Annotated in this window: 16 protein-coding genes; 9 read left to right on the top strand and 7 right to left on the bottom strand. The window is 54.8% G+C overall.

Annotation, left to right across the window (positions count from 1 at the left end):
• Positions 1 to 54: 54 nt before the first annotated feature.
• Positions 55 to 1524 carry a lysine-specific permease gene (gene lysP / locus OVA10_RS09535; RefSeq protein WP_100779517.1) on the bottom strand — a complete coding sequence of 490 codons (1470 nt, stop codon included), beginning with the start codon at positions 1522 to 1524 and terminating at the stop codon, positions 55 to 57.
• A 130-nt stretch (positions 1525 to 1654) separates the two neighbouring features.
• A complete protein-coding gene (gene yieE, locus OVA10_RS09530; RefSeq protein ID WP_268195828.1) occupies positions 1655 to 2521 on the bottom strand; it encodes a DNA-binding transcriptional regulator YeiE in 867 nt (288 codons plus the stop codon).
• A 121-nt stretch (positions 2522 to 2642) separates the two neighbouring features.
• On the opposite strand from yieE, the gene OVA10_RS09525 reads away from it, so the two are divergent.
• Entirely contained in the window at positions 2643 to 3689 is a 1047-nt protein-coding gene (locus OVA10_RS09525; protein ID WP_102104866.1) for a YeiH family protein, read from the top strand.
• 358 nt (positions 3690 to 4047) lie between these two features.
• Positions 4048 to 4905 carry a deoxyribonuclease IV gene (gene nfo / locus OVA10_RS09520; RefSeq protein WP_181826591.1) on the top strand — a complete coding sequence of 286 codons (858 nt, stop codon included), beginning with the start codon at positions 4048 to 4050 and terminating at the stop codon, positions 4903 to 4905.
• A 75-nt stretch (positions 4906 to 4980) separates the two neighbouring features.
• On the opposite strand, the gene fruA is transcribed toward nfo, so the two are convergent.
• From fruA to fruB, 3 genes are read right to left on the bottom strand one after another with little or no spacing between them, the layout of a single operon-like run.
• On the bottom strand, positions 4981 to 6672 hold the full coding sequence (gene fruA / locus OVA10_RS09515; protein ID WP_102104868.1) for a PTS fructose transporter subunit IIBC: 1692 nt from the start codon (positions 6670 to 6672) through the stop codon (positions 4981 to 4983).
• A gap of 16 nt (positions 6673 to 6688) precedes the next feature.
• Positions 6689 to 7627 (bottom strand): 1-phosphofructokinase, encoded by a 939-nt coding sequence (gene fruK / locus OVA10_RS09510; RefSeq protein WP_100779512.1) that lies wholly within the window; start codon positions 7625 to 7627, stop codon positions 6689 to 6691.
• Positions 7627 to 8757: a fused PTS fructose transporter subunit IIA/HPr protein gene (gene fruB / locus OVA10_RS09505; protein WP_268195827.1), complete on the bottom strand. Its 1131-nt coding sequence runs from the start codon at positions 8755 to 8757 to the stop codon at positions 7627 to 7629. Before fruB ends, fruK begins: the two co-directional genes overlap by 1 nt.
• Before the next feature lie 352 nt (positions 8758 to 9109).
• Here fruB and setB point away from each other — a divergent pair, with 352 nt between their 5' ends.
• Positions 9110 to 10291, top strand: a complete 1182-nt coding sequence (setB, locus tag OVA10_RS09500) for a sugar efflux transporter SetB (RefSeq protein WP_100779510.1) — start codon at positions 9110 to 9112, stop codon at positions 10289 to 10291.
• Here setB and OVA10_RS09495 read toward each other — a convergent pair.
• The gene (locus OVA10_RS09495; RefSeq protein WP_123427270.1) at positions 10288 to 10542 is read right to left on the bottom strand and encodes a YkgJ family cysteine cluster protein; all 255 of its coding nucleotides are present in this window, start codon (positions 10540 to 10542) and stop codon (positions 10288 to 10290) included. The two genes, setB and OVA10_RS09495, sit on opposite strands and share 4 nt — an antisense overlap.
• Before the next feature lie 165 nt (positions 10543 to 10707).
• Here OVA10_RS09495 and yeiP point away from each other — a divergent pair, with 165 nt between their 5' ends.
• Complete coding sequence (gene yeiP / locus OVA10_RS09490) at positions 10708 to 11280, top strand: elongation factor P-like protein YeiP (RefSeq protein ID WP_095282688.1); 573 nt, start codon at positions 10708 to 10710, stop codon at positions 11278 to 11280.
• 125 nt (positions 11281 to 11405) lie between these two features.
• Here the strand turns inward: yeiP and uxuA are convergent, their stop codons facing one another.
• Positions 11406 to 12596 carry a mannonate dehydratase gene (uxuA, locus tag OVA10_RS09485; protein ID WP_107703217.1) on the bottom strand — a complete coding sequence of 397 codons (1191 nt, stop codon included), beginning with the start codon at positions 12594 to 12596 and terminating at the stop codon, positions 11406 to 11408.
• A 204-nt stretch (positions 12597 to 12800) separates the two neighbouring features.
• Between uxuA and OVA10_RS09480 the strand changes: the two genes are divergently transcribed.
• From OVA10_RS09480 to OVA10_RS09460, 5 genes are all read left to right on the top strand, one after another.
• Entirely contained in the window at positions 12801 to 14267 is a 1467-nt protein-coding gene (locus OVA10_RS09480; protein ID WP_268195826.1) for a mannitol dehydrogenase family protein, read from the top strand.
• Between the two features lie 121 nt (positions 14268 to 14388).
• Positions 14389 to 15375 carry a CobW family GTP-binding protein gene (locus OVA10_RS09475; RefSeq protein ID WP_268195825.1) on the top strand — a complete coding sequence of 329 codons (987 nt, stop codon included), beginning with the start codon at positions 14389 to 14391 and terminating at the stop codon, positions 15373 to 15375.
• 33 nt (positions 15376 to 15408) lie between these two features.
• Entirely contained in the window at positions 15409 to 16122 is a 714-nt protein-coding gene (locus tag OVA10_RS09470) for a phosphatase PAP2 family protein (protein ID WP_100780846.1), read from the top strand.
• Positions 16123 to 16538: 416 nt separating this feature from the next.
• The gene (gene mepS / locus OVA10_RS09465; protein ID WP_100779505.1) at positions 16539 to 17108 is read left to right on the top strand and encodes a bifunctional murein DD-endopeptidase/murein LD-carboxypeptidase; all 570 of its coding nucleotides are present in this window, start codon (positions 16539 to 16541) and stop codon (positions 17106 to 17108) included.
• A 201-nt stretch (positions 17109 to 17309) separates the two neighbouring features.
• On the top strand, positions 17310 to 18866 hold the full coding sequence (locus tag OVA10_RS09460) for a cyclic di-GMP phosphodiesterase (protein WP_142503411.1): 1557 nt from the start codon (positions 17310 to 17312) through the stop codon (positions 18864 to 18866).
• The last annotated feature ends 16 nt before the right edge of the window (positions 18867 to 18882 follow it).

Raw genomic sequence — 18882 nt, 5'->3', positions numbered from 1 at the left:
GTGGGGATAAAAAAGCCCACTCGAATGAGCGGGCTAAAAGAGAGGAAGTTGCAATTATTGTTTGATTCGTCCAGGGAATTCCATTTCGCTGTAGCGGACGAATCGGGTTCCTTTCGTCAGTTTGTAACCAAACCAGATGATCAGGAACAGAGGGATACCAATGTACGTCGCCATGACGCCGCCCCAGTCGATGGTGTCTGACAGGAAGGCTTCGTAGTTCTGACCGAGCGTGATGATCAGGCACAGAATGAAGGCGAAGATTGGCCCTAACGGGAAGAAACCAGAGCGGTACGGCAGATCGTTAATATCGTGCCCCTGCTTCACATAGCCGCGGCGGAAACGATAGTGGCTGATCGCAATCCCCAGCCAGGCGATAAAGCCAGTCATACCGGAGGTGTTCAGCAGCCACAGGTAAACCGTCTGGTTGCCGAACATCGACGTCAGGAAGCACAGCCCCGCCACCACCGTGGTTGCATACAGCGCGTTGCGCGGAACACCGCCGCGAGACAGTTTAGAGAAAATACGTGGCGCTTTACCGTCGCAGGCCAGGGTGTAGAGCATACGCGTTGAAGCGTACATCCCTGAGTTCCCCGCCGACAGCACCGCCGTCAGGATCACCGCGTTCATCACCGCTGCCGCAGAGAGCAGACCCGCATGCTGGAAGACCAGCGTGAACGGGCTGACGCTGATGTCTTTAACATCGTTACGCAGCAGGCTTGGATCGGTGTAAGGAATAATCAGGCTGATAATCAGGATCGCGAACACATAGAACAGCAGGATACGCCAGAATACCTGACGCACGGCGCGCGGAATGTTCTTCTCGGGATCTTCAGATTCACCCGCCGCGATACCAATCAGCTCGGTGCCCTGGAAGGAGAAGCCGACGATCATCGCCACACCGATCATTGCCGCAAAACCACCGGCGAACGGCGCTTCGCCAATCTGCCAGTTGCTCCAGCCCGCTGGCTGCGCCCCTTTGAAGATGCCGACAATCATCGCCACGCCGACGACGATAAAGATGATAACGGTCGCGACTTTAATCAGCGAGAACCAGTACTCCGCTTCGCCAAAACCGCGCACGGAGATGTAGTTCAGCAGGAAGATCACGGCCAGGAAGAGCGCGCTCCAGATCCAGCCTGGCGTGTCCGGGAACCACCAGTTCATGACCAGCTGTGCGGCCACGAGGTCAACGGCGATGGTCACCGCCCAGTTGTACCAGTAGTTCCAGCCCAGCGCGAAGCCGAAGCCTTCTTCAACGTATTTTTGGCCGTAAGTGGAGAAAGAGCCGGATACCGGCATATAAGCTGCCAGTTCGCCCAGACTGGTCATCAGGAAGTACACCATCAGGCCAATCAGCATGTAAGAAAACAGCGCGCCACCCGGGCCTGCCGCTGAAATAGTTGCACCAGAGGCAACAAAAAGACCTGTACCGATAGAACCGCCAATGGCGATCATCGTCAGGTGACGCGCCTTGAGTTCGCGACGTAGCGCGGGCGCTTCTGTGGTTTTAGTTTCGGAAACCATATGAAAATGCTGTCCATTCAAAAAATGAGGCGAGATTGTAGCAGACGATCCGCGAACCTTCCGGCAGAAATGCTCTGTTATAAGAGAGCTTCATGACGGCTCCGGAATTATAAGTAAAGCAGAGCCTGGACTAGATTTCGCAATAGCGCAAAAACCGCTGCAACGAATTCGAAAGGTGTTTTTGGCGGTGATGAATACACCACAGGGTGCGCACCAGCTTCGGCAGTGGAACCGGAATTTCAATCAAGGAACCGCTTTCGAGCTGCTCGGCGATGACGCGACGGGAGAGACAGCTAATCCCAAGACCGTGCCGCACGGCGTGTTTAATCGCCTCGGAATTTCCCAGCTCCATGCCCAGCTGAAACTGCGGCAGATGCGAGAGCAAAAGATAATCGACGATTTCGCGCGTGCCTGAACCGTGCTCGCGTAAAATCCACGGCGCCAGCGCCAGGCGTTCCAGCGTGACCTCGCCCTGTAATAAGGAAGAGGCGGGAGAGGCAAATACCACCAGCTCATCTTCCAGCCAGGGTTCCGCAATGATATCCACGTTATGGCACGGCCCTTCGATAAGCCCAATGTCCACGCGGAAATCAATAATCGCATTAATCACATCCTGGCTGTTGCCGACGCTCATCTCCAGCGGCAATGCCGGGAAATCGCGGCGATAGCGGGCAATCACTTCCGGAAGAATATAGTTACCGATGGTGCTGCTGGCATACACTCGGATCGCCCCGTTGTCCTCCCGGAACAGCTGTTCAATTTCGACAGCCTGCTCCAGTAGCGCCAGCGCACGCGGGTAAAGCAGACGTCCGTGTTCGTTCACCACCAGCCGCTTCCCTACCCTGTCGAAAAGCTGCACCCCGAGCTGCCCTTCCAGATCCGTCAGCGCGGCGCTGACCGCCGACTGAGACAAGGCCAGCCGCTGCGAAGCCTGGGTGGTCGACCCGCTTTTCAACACTTCGGCGAAAACTTCCAGTTGACGTAATGTTATGTGCATCGTGGCCTTCCACCCGGTAAGCGCGCTGCTTACCACTTATAAAGATTAATTATAAATATATAATCAATTTTATTTTTAAGCCAGAGCGCCGTAACCTTTTAACCATTAAAAGGAGAAGGCTATGACTGAACTCACTGTGCATCATCATCGAACACTGTGGCATTACGTTCCGGGACTTGCGCTAAGCGCACTGATCACCGGGGTGGCATTATGGGGTGGCAGTATTCCGGCCGTCGCCGGGGCAGGATTTAGCGCATTGACGCTGGCGATCCTGCTGGGGATGGTGGTCGGGAATACGGTTTACCCAAAAATCTGGTCCGCCTGCGATGGGGGTGTGCTGTTTGCCAAACAGCATTTGCTGCGCCTGGGTATCATTCTTTATGGTTTTCGCCTCACCTTTGCGCAGATTGCCGACGTCGGCGTGAGCGGCATTGCCATCGACGTGTTAACGCTCACCAGCACCTTTATGCTGGCCTGCTTTATCGGGCAAAAAGTCTTTGGCCTCGACAAACAAACCAGCTGGCTGATTGGCGCGGGGAGCAGTATTTGTGGGGCCGCAGCCGTGCTGGCGACAGAACCGGTGGTGAAAGCCGAGTCGAGTAAAGTGACCGTTGCGGTGGCGACGGTGGTGATATTCGGTACGCTGGCGATATTCCTTTATCCTGCCATGTACCCGCTGCTGGCACACTGGTTCACGCCGGAGGCCTACGGGATCTATATTGGTTCGACCATGCATGAAGTGGCGCAGGTTGTAGCGGCCGGTCATGCCATCAATCCGGATGCCGAAAATGCGGCGGTGATTGCCAAAATGCTGCGCGTGATGATGCTGGCCCCGTTCCTGATTATTCTGGCGGCACGCGTAAAACAACTTTCGCCAGCAGGCAAAGGCGAGAAAAGCAAAATCACCATTCCCTGGTTCGCCGTTCTGTTTATTGTGGTGGCGGTGTTTAACTCGTTCCATCTGCTGCCAAAGGCGGTGGTCGATATGCTGATCACTCTGGATACCGTCATGCTGGCGATGGCAATGGCCGCTCTGGGCGTCACCACCCACGTCAGCGCGCTGAAAAAAGCCGGGGCCAAACCGCTACTGATGGCACTGGTACTGTTTGTCTGGCTGATTGTGGGCGGCGGGGCGATCAACCTGGCGGTACATTATGCGTTAGCTTAATGCATCCATTTGATGAATATAAATAAATTTTGAATTGCGACTATCTCGTAACCCACTCTCCGTTTTGCTCGGGTAACCATGTTGAACTGCCGTCTTCTTTGAAGGCGGCAGTTTTCATTTTTTACCGTCCTAAGCGGGCAGGTAGGAGCGACTGTTTTATTATCTCCTTTCACCCTCTCAACACTGACTACTCTAAGTGCCTCTCGACAAGCGTCATTTCCTCCGGCAGTCGCTATGCCAAAAGCAAAGGGATATGCAGGCAACGAGGGTCTGGCGGCTACTACGATCTTCTTGTTGGGGGGCGTAAAAAATCTGTTAACCCGCTATCATAAGCGTTTCGGGTTAACAGGAGTCCCTTATGAAATACGTTGGAGCGCACGTGAGCGCAGCAGGTGGTCTTGCGAATGCCGCCATTCGCGCCGCCGAAATCGAGGCGACCGCTTTCGCCCTGTTCACCAAAAATCAGCGCCAGTGGCGCGCTGCGCCGCTCACCACTGAAGTGATTGAAGATTTCAAAGCCGCCTGCGAGAAGTATCACTTCGGGCCGGGCCAGATCCTTCCGCATGACAGTTACCTCATCAACCTGGGCCATCCGGTTCAGGAGGCGCTGGATAAATCGCGCGAAGCGTTTCTGGATGAACTTCAGCGCTGCGAACAGCTTGGCCTGACGCTGCTGAACTTCCATCCAGGTAGCCATCTGATGCAGATCGAGGAAGATGCGTGTCTGGCGCGGATCGCCGAATCCATCAATATTGCGCTGGCGCAGACCACCGGTGTCACCGCGGTAATCGAAAACACCGCAGGCCAGGGCAGCAATCTGGGATTCAAGTTTGAGCATCTGGCGGCGATTATCGACGGTGTGGAAGATAAATCCCGCGTCGGCGTCTGCATTGATACCTGCCACGCCTTTGCCGCCGGGTATGACCTGCGCACCCTTGAAGAGTGCGAGAAAACCTTCGCGGAGTTTGAACGTATTGTCGGCTTTAAGTATCTGCGCGGCATGCATTTGAACGATGCCAAAAGCGCGTTCGGCAGCCGCGTGGACCGCCATCACAGTCTGGGTGAGGGCAATATCGGCCACGACGCGTTCCGCTTTATCATGCAGGACGCCCGCTTTGACGGCATCCCAATGGTGCTGGAAACGGTGAATCCGGATATCTGGGCGGAAGAGATCGCCTGGCTGAAAGCCCAGCAAACAGCTGAACAAGCCGCATAAAAAAAGCCGGGTCGCGTAAGCACCCGGCTTTTTACTTTGTCGGTCGGGTAAGCGAAGCGCCACCCGACAAGACATTTACGCTACTTTCGCAACCACTTCTGCTTCCGGGCGTTTCAGCACCGCGTAAGACAGACCCGCCACCAGCGTACCGGCGATAATCGCGAACAGATAACCCAGAACCGGGGTAATCGCGCCAGGAATCAGCAGAACAAACAGACCCCCGTGCGGCGCCATCAGTTTCGCGCCAATCGCCATAGAGATCGCACCGGTTACCGCGCCGCCTGCGATACAGCAAGGCAGAACACGCATCGGATCACGCGCTGCGAACGGAATCGCACCTTCGGTAATGAAGCACAGTCCCAGTACCAGCGCCGCTTTACCGCCCTCTTGCTGCGCCTTATCGAACTTACGGCGTGCAATAATGGTCGCCAGACCCAGCGCCAGCGGTGGCACCATACCGGCAGCCATGATAGCGGCCATCGGGGCATACGTCTGAGTACTCAGCAGGCCGACACCAAAGGCGTAAGCCGCTTTGTTGACCGGGCCACCCATATCAGTACACATCATGCCGCCAAGGATTGCGCCCAGCAGTACCGCGTTCGCCGTCCCCATGGTTTGCAGCCAGTGGGTCAGACCTTCCAGGATACCCGCTACCGGCTTACCAATCAGGTAAATCATACCCAGGCCAACCACCAGGCTGGAGATCAGTGGAATTATCAGGATCGGTTTCAGGGCTTCCATACTTTGCGGCAGCTTCAGCTTCGAGCTGATGGCCTTCGCGACGTAACCGGCCAGGAAACCGGCGATGATACCGCCGATAAAGCCCGAGCCAGTGCTCACAGCCAGCATACCGCCGATAAGACCCGGCGTCAGGCCTGGACGGTCAGCGATGGAGAACGCAATATAACCTGCCAGAACAGGCACCATCAGCGCGAACGCCGAGCCACCACCAATCTGCATCAACGCCGCCGCCAGCGTACCTGGCTCTTTAAAGGCTTCGATACCGAAAGCGAAGGAGAGTGCGATACACAGACCACCCGCAACCACCATCGGCAGCATGTAAGACACGCCGGTCAGCAGGTGACGATAAGCGCCCGCAGACTCTTTTTTGCCTTCGCTGGCGGAGGACTCTGATTTGCCCGTTGGCTGATAAGGTTTCGCTTCAGCCAGTGCTTTATCAAATTCCTGCGCCGTTTTCTTCAGCGCCAGGCCGGTAGAGGTGCGATACATCGGCTTACCGGCGAATTTCGCCAGGTCAACTTCGATATCTGCCGCCACCATGACCAGATCCGCTTCCGCCACCTCTTCCGGGGTGATCGCATTGCCTGCGCCCACGGAACCACGGGTTTCGACCTTCACCCACCAGCCGCGTTTTTTCGCTTCGGTTTCGATGGCTTCAGCCGCCATAAAGGTGTGCGCCACGCCCGTCGGGCAGGCAGTAATCGCCACGATGCGTTTCGGGCCGGTTGCCGTCGCCACTGCTGCGGTAGCAACAGGTGCGCTGTAAACCGTTGCGTGGCCTTTCGCTTCGCTCAGGAACAGTTCGGGATGTGCCACCGCGCGATTGATATCGCCCAGCCACACTTTTTTGCCGTTCAGCGCACTGTCAGCCGGAACTTTATCGCCCAGAACAATCGCCAGTTCGGCGTCATTTGGGTTGTCGACGAGTTCAACATGCGCTTTGTGTGCCGCCGCGCCCAGCAAGGTCTTCGCCATATAGGCGCGAGCTTGTCCAAGACCGGAATCAATGATCAGCAGCGTTTTCATTATGCCTCTCCTGCTGTTAGTTAAAAGGTTTTAAGTCAACGCGCGCCATCATCGCGGCCAACTGGGTACGTTCGGTAATTCCAACATTGCTCTGACTCACGGCCAGGGCGGCAACAGCGGTAGCAAGACGTAAAGTATGCTCACTGGATTCACGCATCAGCAGGCCGTAGATCAGACCGCCCACCATTGAATCCCCGGCACCTACGGTGCTGACCACTTCCACCGACGGTGGCTTGGCGATCCATTCGCCAGACGCGTTAACCCACAGCGCGCCTTCTGCACCCAGCGAAATCACCACGTGAGCGATACCCTGTTCACGCAGCGCATGGGCCGCTTCAATCACATCTTTCAATTCTGGCAGCTTACGGCCCGCCCAGATCTCCAGTTCGCGGCGATTTGGTTTCACCAGCCACGGAGAGGCTTTCAGACCTGCCACCAGCGCTTCACGGCTGCTGTCGAAAATAATGCACGGGCACTGGCTACGCAGACGCAGCATCCAGTCGGTGAAGGCTTCCGGGCTGACGCCTGACGGCAGACTGCCGCTGACGCAGACCATGTCGAACTGACCCAGCCAGCTCAGGGAGTCATTCACGAAACGCTCCCAGTCCGCGCCGGTGACTTCAAAACCGGAGAAGTTCAGATCGGTAACTTCACCGTCTTTTTCCGTCAGCTTGACGTTAATACGGGTACGGCCCTGAACGACCTGGAAACGGTTGGCGATGCCCAGCTCGCTGAACAGCTGCTGAAAACCGTCCTGGTTGTCTTTCCCAAGGAAACCGCCCACGGTCACGTCAATGCCTAAGTCTTTCAGCACTTTCGCAACGTTGATGCCTTTACCGGCTGCGTGCAGGCCGGTGGTGCGCACGAGGTTGACCTCACCGCGTTCAATTTCAGGGCAAAAACCGACGAGATCGTAAGCCGGGTTCAGCGTAATAGTGGCGACACGTCTGCTCATTATGCGCCCTCCCCCAGACCTGCCGCGATGGCTTCGCCAATCGCTTTCAGCGCCTGTTCAGCATCCGCACCCTGAGCGGTAAAGCGCAGGCGGTGGCCTTTTTTCACACCCAGCGCGACGACTTTCATCAGGCTGCGGCCATTGGCGGGTTTGCCGGACCCATCGAGGTTGGTCACGGTAATATCACTTTCGAATTGCTTAATGGTGTTGACCAGCAGAGTGCCAGGACGGGCGTGCAGGCCATGTTCGTTACGCACCACAAACTCAGCGCTCAGCAGGTCGTCGGTCAGTGCGTCATCACTGGTCAGCAGCGCCAGCAACGTGGCGGCATCCGCTTTCAGCAAATGTTCAGCTTTATTGCTCAGCAGCAGATCGCTCAGGCGCTTCAGCACGGCAACCGGCTGTTCATCGGCCATCGCAACCGTCACCAGCAGCGCGGCATGTTCACCATCGGTTTCAAATGCGCTCGCGGCACGGCTTACAGCAATCGCGCTGCGCAGGTTACCTTCCGCACTGTCGTTCAGCCAGACGCCCTGACCCAGGTTCAGCGGCTTATCATTAATCACGCGGGCAACGAAGGCGGTGTCAACTGCACCTGCCTCTTTCAGACGACCGGCGTTCAGCGCCTGCAGAGTCACCAGATCGGTGGCCACCACGTCCAGCGTCAGCGTGTCGTTATCCAGCTTCAGCGCGTCGCTCTGTTTTTCACCCATCAGCAGCGCACGCAGCTCTTCTGCGGTGGTGGCAGATTGCAGCTGTTCAGCCACGGAGTCATCGCTCAGCACGTGCGTCAGCTGACGCAGCAGGCCCAGATGCTCATCACTGCTGGCGGCAATCCCGATGGCAACGTAAGCCACCTGCCCTTCGCCCCACAAAATCCCCTGCGGGAACTGATAAACCTGAACGCCGGTTTTCAGCACCTGGTCGCGGGTATCCGTTGTACCGTGCGGAATGGCAATGCCATTGCCGAGGAAGGTGGAAGTTTGCTGTTCGCGCGCCAGCATGCCGGCTACATAGCCGTCCGCCACGTTGCCTGCCTGCACGAGGGCAGCGGCAATCTTGCGAATGGCCTCTTCTTTATTACCGGCCTGTTCGCCCGGATGAATATTTTGCACTGATAACTGGAACATAGTTCTCCTCTCTCGCTGAATTGAATCGTTTCAGCCTTAATGAGAAAAAATGCGCTAACCTGCTCCGTCAGTTAAAACAAGATAGCGCTGAAACGTTTCAAGAAGTCTTACGCTTAATGTTCAACCTTGCAAGTAAAGTCGTGTTTCCTGTTTCAGAATTTAGAAGTGCAGCACATTTCTCCCACATTTGCTGACGTGACAGTCACGTACATCCTTCAGCTTCAGCACACTTCAGCCACAAAGATTTTGAAATGCCATTTTGATTTTTCGTGGGGAATTTGACCGCACCACCTGTTTATTTTCTGACAAGCGGCGTAAACTCCGCGACTCTTCACATTACCGATAGCGAACCATGCACAACTCCCCCGCTGCCGCCTCACCAAAACCCTTTGATTTGACGTCATCGGCGTTTTTGATTGTTGCCTTTCTCACCGGTATCGCCGGCGCGTTACAGACGCCAACGCTGAGCCTGTTCCTGACCAACGAAGTCCATGCCCGTCCGGCGATGGTTGGCTTCTTCTTTACCGGCAGTGCCATTATCGGCATTCTCGTCAGCCAGTTTCTGGCAGGCCGCTCCGACCGAAAAGGCGATCGCAAAAGCCTGATTGTTTTCTGCTGCCTGCTCGGCGTGTTTGCCTGCGTGCTGTTCGCCTGGAACCGCAACTATTTTATCCTGCTGTTTGTCGGCGTGTTCTTGAGTAGCTTTGGTTCCACCGCGAACCCGCAGATGTTTGCCCTTGCACGGGAACACGCGGATCACACGGGGCGCGAAGCGGTAATGTTCAGCTCGATACTGCGCGCCCAGGTGTCGCTGGCGTGGGTAATCGGCCCGCCGCTGGCTTACGCGCTGGCGATGGGCTTTGGTTTTACGGTGATGTATCTGAGCGCCGCCGTGGCGTTTGTCGTGTGCGGGATCATGGTCTGGTTTTTCCTGCCCACCATGCGCAAAGAGCCAAAACTGTCGACCGGCACGCTGGAAGCGCCGCGTCGCAACCGCCGCGACGCCCTTCTTCTGTTTATTGTCTGCACGCTGATGTGGGGCACCAACAGCCTCTATATCATCAATATGCCGCTGTTTATTATTGATGAGCTGCATCTGCCTGAAAAACTGGCAGGCATCATGATGGGTACAGCGGCAGGCCTGGAAATCCCGACAATGCTGATCGCCGGTTATTACGCGAAGCGTTTCGGAAAGCGTTTTTTGATGCGGATTGCGGCCGTGGCCGGTTTGCTGTTTTACATCGGAATGCTGACAGTGCACACCCCGGCGTTGCTGCTGGCGTTGCAGCTGCTGAACGCCATCTATATTGGCATTCTTGCGGGGATTGGCATGCTCTACTTCCAGGATTTAATGCCTGGCCAGGCAGGGGCAGCGACGACACTTTATACTAATACCACCCGCGTGGGCTGGATCATTGCGGGCTCGCTGGCAGGGGTTGTGGCGGAAATCTGGAGTTATCACACGGTGTTCTGGATTGCGCTGGTGATGTGCATCATTACCACCGGCTGCCTGACGCGAATTAAAGATGTCTAGGGCGCGGTGAGCGCTTCCAGCTCAATCAAATAGATCATCGCCTGCTCGCGCGTGCTGCCGCACATCTCTTGTAACGGCTGAAGCGCACCGCAGACTTTCGGGCGCAGCGGCGAGCCAAAAATATTGCACAGATTGGTGTCAGAAAGCTGAACGCAGCGGGTGTTGGCAGGCTTGCCCTCTGGCATGCCTGGGATCGGGCTTGAGATGGACGGCGCGGTGCAGCACGCGCCACAGTCTGGACGACAATCCATAAACCCTCTCTGTCAGTGGCGAATGCCCGTATGGTCGGGCGTGGCGCGCACAGTAACACCTTTTGTGTATTGATAGCAAAAGCCACTAATTCCGCTTGCCTGAAAGGCTGCGCGCGAGTAATTTGGCGCGATATTTTTTACCTCCCAGTAGACAGGATTATTGCAATGCCAAGAGCGAACGAAATTAAGAAAGGTATGGTACTGAACTACAACAGCAAACTGCTGATTGTAAAAGATATCGATGTTCAGTCCCCAAGCGCCCGTGGCGCAGCCACACTGTACAAAATGCGCTTTGCCGATGTGCGTACCGGTCTGAAAGTCGAAGAGCGTTTCAAAGGCGACGATATCGTTGATACCGTGACCCTGACCCGCCGTTTCGTTGATTTCTCCTACATTGACGGCAACGAATACGTGTTCATGGATAAAGAAGACTACACGCCGTATATCTTTACCAAAGACCAGATTGAAGACGAGCTGCAGTTTATTCCTGAAGGCGGTATGCCGGATATGCAGGTTCTGACCTGGGATGGCCAGCTGCTGGCACTCGAACTGCCGCAGACCGTGGATCTCGAAATCGTGGAAACGTCACCGGGCATTAAAGGGGCCTCTGCCAGCGCACGTAACAAACCTGCGACGCTGACTACGGGTCTGGTAGTACAGGTTCCGGAATATCTGTCTGCTGGCGAGAAGATCCGCATCCATATCGAAGAAAAACGTTATATGGGTCGTGCTGACTAATAGTGTTTTGCCGGATGGCGGCTTCGTCTTATCCGGCTCACATAAAAAACGCATAAAAAAACCGGCGAATTCGCCGGTTTTTTTGTAGGCCCGTTCAGCGTAGCGCCGCCGGGCATTAACACCAGTTACAACAGTTCTGGGTACTTCGTCATCTTCAGCGCCAGCTCCACGCCGCGCACTTCCGCCATGCCTTTCAGGCGACCAATCGCCGAATAACCTGGGTTGGTTTTCTTACGCAGATCGTCCAGCATCTGATGTCCGTGGTCTGGACGGAACGGAATCGGACGCAAATCACCCGCTTTCTTACGACGCTGCTCTTCACCCAGAATCGCATCAACCACCGCCACCATATTCACGTCACCGCCGAGATGCGCCGCTTCGTGGAAGGTTTTCGGGTTATCTTCGCGACAGGTCGCGCGTAAGTGAGTGAAGTGAATGCGGTCGCCGAAGGTTTCAATCATGCGTACCAGATCGTTATCCGCGCGTACGCCGTAAGAACCGGTGCACATGGTGAAACCATTGTTAATGCTGTCGACGGTCTCTTTCAGCCATTGCATATCTTCAATGGTCGAGACGATGCGCGGCAGGCCGAGGATTGGGCGCGGTGGATCGTCCGGATGAACCGCCAGGCGTAAACCGCAGGCTTCCGCCACCGGCACAATCGCGCGCAGGAAGTAGGCCATGTTTTCGCGCAGCTGATTTTTGTCGATGTCGCCGTATTCCGCCAGACGTGCGCGGAACTGATCCAGCGTGTAACCCTCTTCCGCACCCGGCAGGCCGGCAATGATATTGCGGGTCAGCTTCTCAATATCCGCTTCCGTCGCCTCGTTAAACCATTTCAGCGCCTGCTGCTGCTCTTCGGCGGAATAGTCCGCGTCGGCGCCCGGACGCTTGAGGATGTGCAGCTCAAAAGCGGCAAAAGCAATCTGGTCGAAACGCAGGGCTTTAGAGCCGTCTGGCATCTGGTACTCAAGGTCGGTACGCGTCCAGTCCAGAATAGGCATAAAGTTGTAGCACACGGTATCAATACCGCAGGCCGCCAGATTGCGGATGCTTTGCTGATAGTTGGCAATCCAGGTGTCAAACTCGCCGGAATGGGTTTTGATGTCTTCGTGCACCGGGATACTTTCAACGACTGACCAGGTCAGCCCTTTTTCCGCCAGCACAGCCTGGCGTTTTTTAATCTCTTCCAGCGGCCAGACCTGACCGTTCGGAATATGGTGCAGTGCCGTGACAACACCCGTTGCGCCAGCCTGACGCACATCATCAAGAGAAACCGGATCATTCGGCCCGTACCAACGCCAGGTTTGTTCCATTGCCTCACCCTCTAAAGTTGTTATACCAATATGATTGTTGCAATGACGACTACCATACATGTTTGTTTCAGACGGTCAATACAGGCGGCAGCATTGATTGATCGAACTCACAGAATCTGGATATTTACGGCTTACCAATTCAATTTGCTGTCATATAACTTTACACTGCCATTGTTAATTAATGGTTAATCAGGTGTGTATTTCATGAAGACAATTGCCTCCACCGCGCTCCCTTCTCATGTGCAACTGCCGCAGTTCGATCGTCAGCAGCTGCGCTCCCGCATCGTTCATTTCGGTTTTGGTGCCTTCCATCGCGCGCATCAGGCGTTGTTAACAAACCGCGTGCTTAACGCCAAAGGGGGCGACTGGGGGATCTGTGAGATTAGCCTGTTCAGCGGCGATACGCTGATGAGCCAGCTGCGCGCCCAGGATCATCTGTTTACGGTGCTGGAGAAAGGGGCTGAAGGTAATCAGCCGATTATCGTCGGGGCGGTGCATGAGTGCCTCAATGCCAAACTCGATTCGCTGGCAGCCATTATTGAAAAGTTCTGTGAGCCGCAGGTGGCGATTGTGTCGCTCACCATCACCGAAAAAGGCTATTGCATCGATCCGGCGACGGGCCGACTGGATACGCAGAATGCGCGCATCGTTCACGATCTGGAAAATCCGTCTGAGCCGCACTCGGCGCCGGGAATTCTGGTCGAAGCCTTATACCGTCGCCACGCGCGCGGGCTGGCACCCTTTACCGTGCTCTCCTGCGACAATATTCCGGACAACGGTCATGTCGTGAAAAACGCGGTGCTGGGAATGGCGGAGAAACGCTCGCCAGAGCTTGCCGCCTGGATTGCTGAGCACGTCAGTTTCCCCGGTACCATGGTTGACCGCATTGTTCCTGCCGCCACCGAGGCATCGCTCGCCGAAATCACCCAGGAACTCGGCGTGGAAGACCCTTGCGCCATCAGCTGCGAGCCGTTTATCCAGTGGGTGGTGGAAGATAACTTCGTTGCCGGTCGTCCGGAGTGGGAGCTGGCGGGCGTGCAGATGGTGCAGGACGTTTTACCCTGGGAACAGATGAAGCTACGTATGCTTAACGGCAGCCACTCCTTCCTGGCGTATCTCGGCTATCTTGCCGGTTATGCTCACATTAATGAGTGCATGGAGGACGACGCGTTCCGCGAAGCCGCGCGCCGCCTGATGCTGGATGAACAGGCACCCACTCTGCGGATTACTGACGTTGACCTGACGGGTTATGCCGACAGCCTGATCGACCGCTTTGCCAACCCTGCCCTGCAGCATCGCACCTGGCAGATCGCGATGGATGGCAGCCAGAAATTGCCTCAACGTATGCTTGAGGGCGTACGCGTTCATTTAGCACGTGAGAGCGCCTGGCCGCTGCTGGCGCTGGGGATCGCGGGCTGGATGCGCTACGTCAGCGGTGTGGATGACAACGGCAACGCCATTGATATTCGCGATCCTCTCAGCGATAAAATTCGTGCACTCGTAGAAACCAGTAGCGAAGAGGAGCGCGTCAACGCCCTGCTGACGCTGGGTGAAATTTTTGGCACCGATCTGCCCCAGCATCCGCAGTTCGTCGAGGCCATTCGTCAGGCGTATCAACGTATTGCTCAGCACGAGGCGCGCCAGGCTGTGATTGACGCCGTGATGATTTAACCGTTCATGCGCTTAAAGCGGACGGGGGACACTCCGTTCGCTCCTGCCCTTCCCAATACTCTCTTTTTTCGCCAGGATAATATTCATTGTTCGTGCATGATGATTATCTCCTGGAGTTCACGTGACCAAAACTAACCTGGTAACCGGCTTTCTCGGCAGCGGTAAAACCACCTCAATCCTTCATCTGCTGGCTAACAAAGATCCGGCGGAGAAATGGGCCATACTGGTTAACGAATTCGGCGAGATTGGGATTGACGGCGCACTGCTGGCTGACTCTGGCGCGCTGGTCAAAGAGATCCCCGGTGGATGCATGTGCTGCGTCAACGGCTTGCCGATGCAGGTCGGTCTCAACACCCTGCTGCGTCAGGGGAAACCAGACCGCTTGATCATTGAGCCGACCGGTTTAGGCCATCCCAAGCAAATTCTCGATCTGCTTACCGCTCCGGTGTATGAGCCCTGGATCGATCTGCGTGCGACGCTGTGTATCCTCGACCCACGCCAGCTACTGGACGAGAAAGTAGTACGCAATGAAAACTTCCGCGACCAGTTGGCTGCTGCCGATGTCATTGTGGCGAATAAAGAGGATCGCGCATCACAGGAGAGCCGTGACGCCTTTGACTTCTGGTGGCAGAATTTTGGTCACGATCGCCAGTTCGTGCTGGCCACTCAGGGGAAAATTGATAATGCCCTGCTCGACCTGCCGCGTCGGAATTTGACCGAACTGCCTGCCAGTGCCGCGCACTCACACGCGCGTGTGGCGCAAAAAGGGCTGGCAGCCCTGAGCCTGCCGGAACATCAGCGCTGGCGTCGCAGCCTCAACAGCGGGCAAGGTTATCAGGCCTGTGGCTGGATTTTTGATGCCGATACCTGCTTTGACACCATTGGCATTCTGGAATGGGCGCGCCTCGCGCCGGTGGATCGCGTGAAAGGCGTGATGCGTACACCGGACGGGCTGGTGCGCATTAACCGTCAGGGCGCCGATTTTTTCATTGAAACGCAAAATGTCGCCCCGCCCGACAGTCGAATAGAGTTAATTAGTGCGGTTAATACGGACTGGAACGCACTTCAGGCCAGCTTGTTGAAGCTTCGTTTAAGTTCGAGCCACTAACGTTGCCGGGACTTAACTGCTATGCATATGACGATGATTAAAAAAATCCCCCTGATATTACTGCTTAACGCCGCCGGTCTGGCGCTCTTCTTATCCTGGTATCTGCCAGTGAACCATGGTTTCTGGTTCCCGGTGGATTCCGGTATTTTCCACTTCTTCAATGAACAGCTGGTGAAGAGCAAGGTGATCCTGTGGCTGGTGGCAATCACCAACAATCGCGCCTTCGATGGCTGTTCTCTGCTGGCGATGGGCTGCTTAATGCTCTCATTCTGGCTGAAAGAAGATGCGACAGGACGCCGCCGAATCATCCTGATTGGCCTGGTGATGCTGCTCACCGCCGTGGTGATTAACCAGCTGGCGCAAGGTCTGATGCCGGTCAAGCGCTCCAGCCCTTCACTCTTCTTCCCAAATATTCATCGGGTGAGTGAATTACTGAATATCTCGACCAAAGACGCATCGAAAGACAGTTTCCCTGGCGATCACGGAATGATGCTGCTTATTTTTGCCTCTTTCATGCTGCGCTATTTTGGTAAAAAAGCCTTTGCGGTTGCCCTGATTATTGTTGTGGTTTTTGCCTTCCCGCGCGTAATGATCGGCGCTCACTGGCTAACGGATATTGTCGTCGGTTCACTTTCTGCTGTGCTGATTGGTGTACCGTGGGTCTTAATGACACCACTCAGCGACCGTCTGATTGCGCTATTTGATCGCTATCTTCCGGGCAAAATGCAACAAACAGAAAACAAATAACCAACCTAAATTAACATCATCCATCAGGGATCATTTTCGATCCCTGATGTTTTTCCCGCCGCCGCCGCCCTATTTTGTCATCTTCTCGTAATATCATTCATCAGCTAAATGAATGCGTTGCGTGAGTTTTAACCTAAACTGGCGCTATTTTAAGCAATCCCGGTTAATCACTTTCTCTATCACAATTTCTTATAAAAAATCGGATATTTTTGCTCGCATTGACTAAGGCGATCGGGTAATCTCGAACTCGTTTTGCCTCACAGAGATAATTATTCTCAGGGTGAATAAGTTTGTGCGTTAGAGCACAGATTTGACCATAAAGAATTGTCTCATTGTGCGCAGGTATTTAGTCTCGTCACGTTTGGCATTTTTATAACGATATTTATCGTTAAGGACTTCAAGGGAAAATAATCAAAATGGTCAAATCTCAACCGATTTTGAGATATATCTTGCGGGGAATCCCGGCAATAGCAGTTGCGGTACTGCTGTCTGCATGTAGTTCGACAAACACCGCGAAGAATATGCATCCTGAGACGCGTGTTGTGGGCATGGAAGATGCCTCGTCACTGCAAGCCTCTCAGGATGAATTTGAGAACATGGTACGTAATCTGGACGTGAAGTCCCGCATTATGGACCAGTATGCTGACTGGAAAGGCGTGCGCTATCGTCTTGGCGGCAGCACCAAAAAAGGTATCGATTGTTCCGGTTTTGTACAGCGTACATTCCGCGAGCAGTTTGGTTTAGATCTGCCTCGTTCGACTTACGAACAGCAGGAAATGGGTAAATCCATCTCGCGTACAAAATTGCGTACCGGTGATTTGGTTCTGTTCCGTGCAGGTTCTACAGGCCGACACGTGGGTATCTACATCGGCAACGACCAGTTTGTTCATGCCTCCACCAGCAGCGGTGTCACGATTTCCAGCATGAATGAACCCTACTGGAAGAAGCGCTACAACGAAGCGCGCCGTGTACTGAGTCGCAGTTAATCTGTTGTGTTGTTGGTTATCCCTTGGCTGGCAACACAATAAAAAATAAGCACTGCTTCGGCAGTGTTTTTTTTTGCCTGTTTAACCCCGTGCGCTCTGCCTTCACAGATGACTGGTTGCAAAAAACCAGGCTATAGTCTTGTAAATACGTAAGATTAGTCGTCCTGCCGGAATCACGACGATCCAGGAACAATGACGTTTATGCTCACTCGTTTCTTTTCCACCAGCCGCAAAGTTCTGACAGGCAGCATCCTCGCGGGCATTATCGTTGCCCTACTCTGCGGAATGTTGCAGTTTTTTCTGAGCTATCATAAGCGGGAAGCGAAATTCGATACCCTGATCGTTGACCTTCGGGTCTACATGGAGAGCTACTTCTCTGAGCTGAAAACCTCGATTGATACCCTCCAACCCTTCACGCTGAGCAGTTGCCAGGATGTGAGTGCGGAGCTAACGTCCCGCGCCGCCTTTAGCGTTAACGTGCGCGCATTTTTACTGGTCCGCGATAACACCGCATTTTGTTCTTCCGCCACCGGGCCAATGCGTGTCACGATGAAGGAGCTGATACCCGATCTGGATACCTCCAAATCCGTTGATATGGCGCTGCTGCCCGGCACGCCAATGCTGCCAGACAAGCCCGCTATCGCCATCTGGTATCAAAACCCGCTGGTCAAAGGCGACGGGGTATTTACGTCAATCAACATCAATTTAACGCCCTATCTGCTCTATACCTCACGTCAGGATGAGTTTGCCGGTATTGCGGTGATGATTGGCAATAAAGCGTTATCCACCTTCTCGAACCATCTGCTGAACGTCCAGGATATGCATGAAACCGCTATCCGCACCGCTATGCTGAAAACGGTTCCGCTCACCATCAAGGTGTATGCGCAGAAGTGGACGCCCTATGAAATTCTGTTCGCCCTGCTCTTCGGCCTGATATGCGGTATTGCGGCGGGAACCCTCTCTTTTTATATTCTCACCATCCGTTTGCATCCCGGGAAAGAGATCCTTTCAGCCATCAAGCACGGTCAGTTCTATGTGGTGTATCAGCCGGTTGTAGATACAAAAGAGCTGAAAATGCAGGGCTGCGAAGTGCTGATGCGCTGGAAACATCCGACGATGGGTGAAATCCCGCCGGATGCCTTTATCAATTTCGCTGAAGCGCAAAGGCTGATTGTCCCGCTGACGCTGCATCTGTTCGATCTGATCATCCGCGACGCGGCGCTGCTGCAAACCGTGTTGCCGCCGGGCGCCAAGCTGGGCATTAACATCGCGCCGGGCCATCTGCATTCGGACAGTTTTAAAGATGACATGCGCAACTTCGCGGCGTCGCTGCCGCCAGACCACTTCCAGGTGGTTCTGGAAATTACCGAACGCGACATGATTAATCAGCTCGAAGCGGCCCCGTTATTCGAATGGTTGCATCATGAAGGCTTTGAAATCGCGATAGATGATTTTGGTACCGGCCACAGCGCGCTGATTTATCTGGAGCGGTTCACGATGGATTACCTGAAAATCGATCGCGGTTTTGTGAACGCCATTGGTACGGAAACGGTCACGTCTCCGGTGCTGGATGCCGTGCTGACGCTCGCCCGACGGCTGAACATGGTCACCGTTGCTGAAGGTGTCGAAACGCCGGAGCAGGCCGCCTGGCTGCGCCAGCATGGGGTAAACTACCTTCAGGGTTACTGGATCAGCCGCCCAATGCCGCTGGCACAATTCCTGAAATGGCAGCCCGATTTCGTCAAGGACAGTGAATAATTTCACAATGACCGTT

This window comes from Lelliottia sp. SL45 (assembly GCF_026672535.1).
Classification (GTDB): domain Bacteria; phylum Pseudomonadota; class Gammaproteobacteria; order Enterobacterales; family Enterobacteriaceae; genus Enterobacter; species Enterobacter nimipressuralis.
This window is presented reverse-complemented; position numbering and strand designations above follow the sequence as displayed.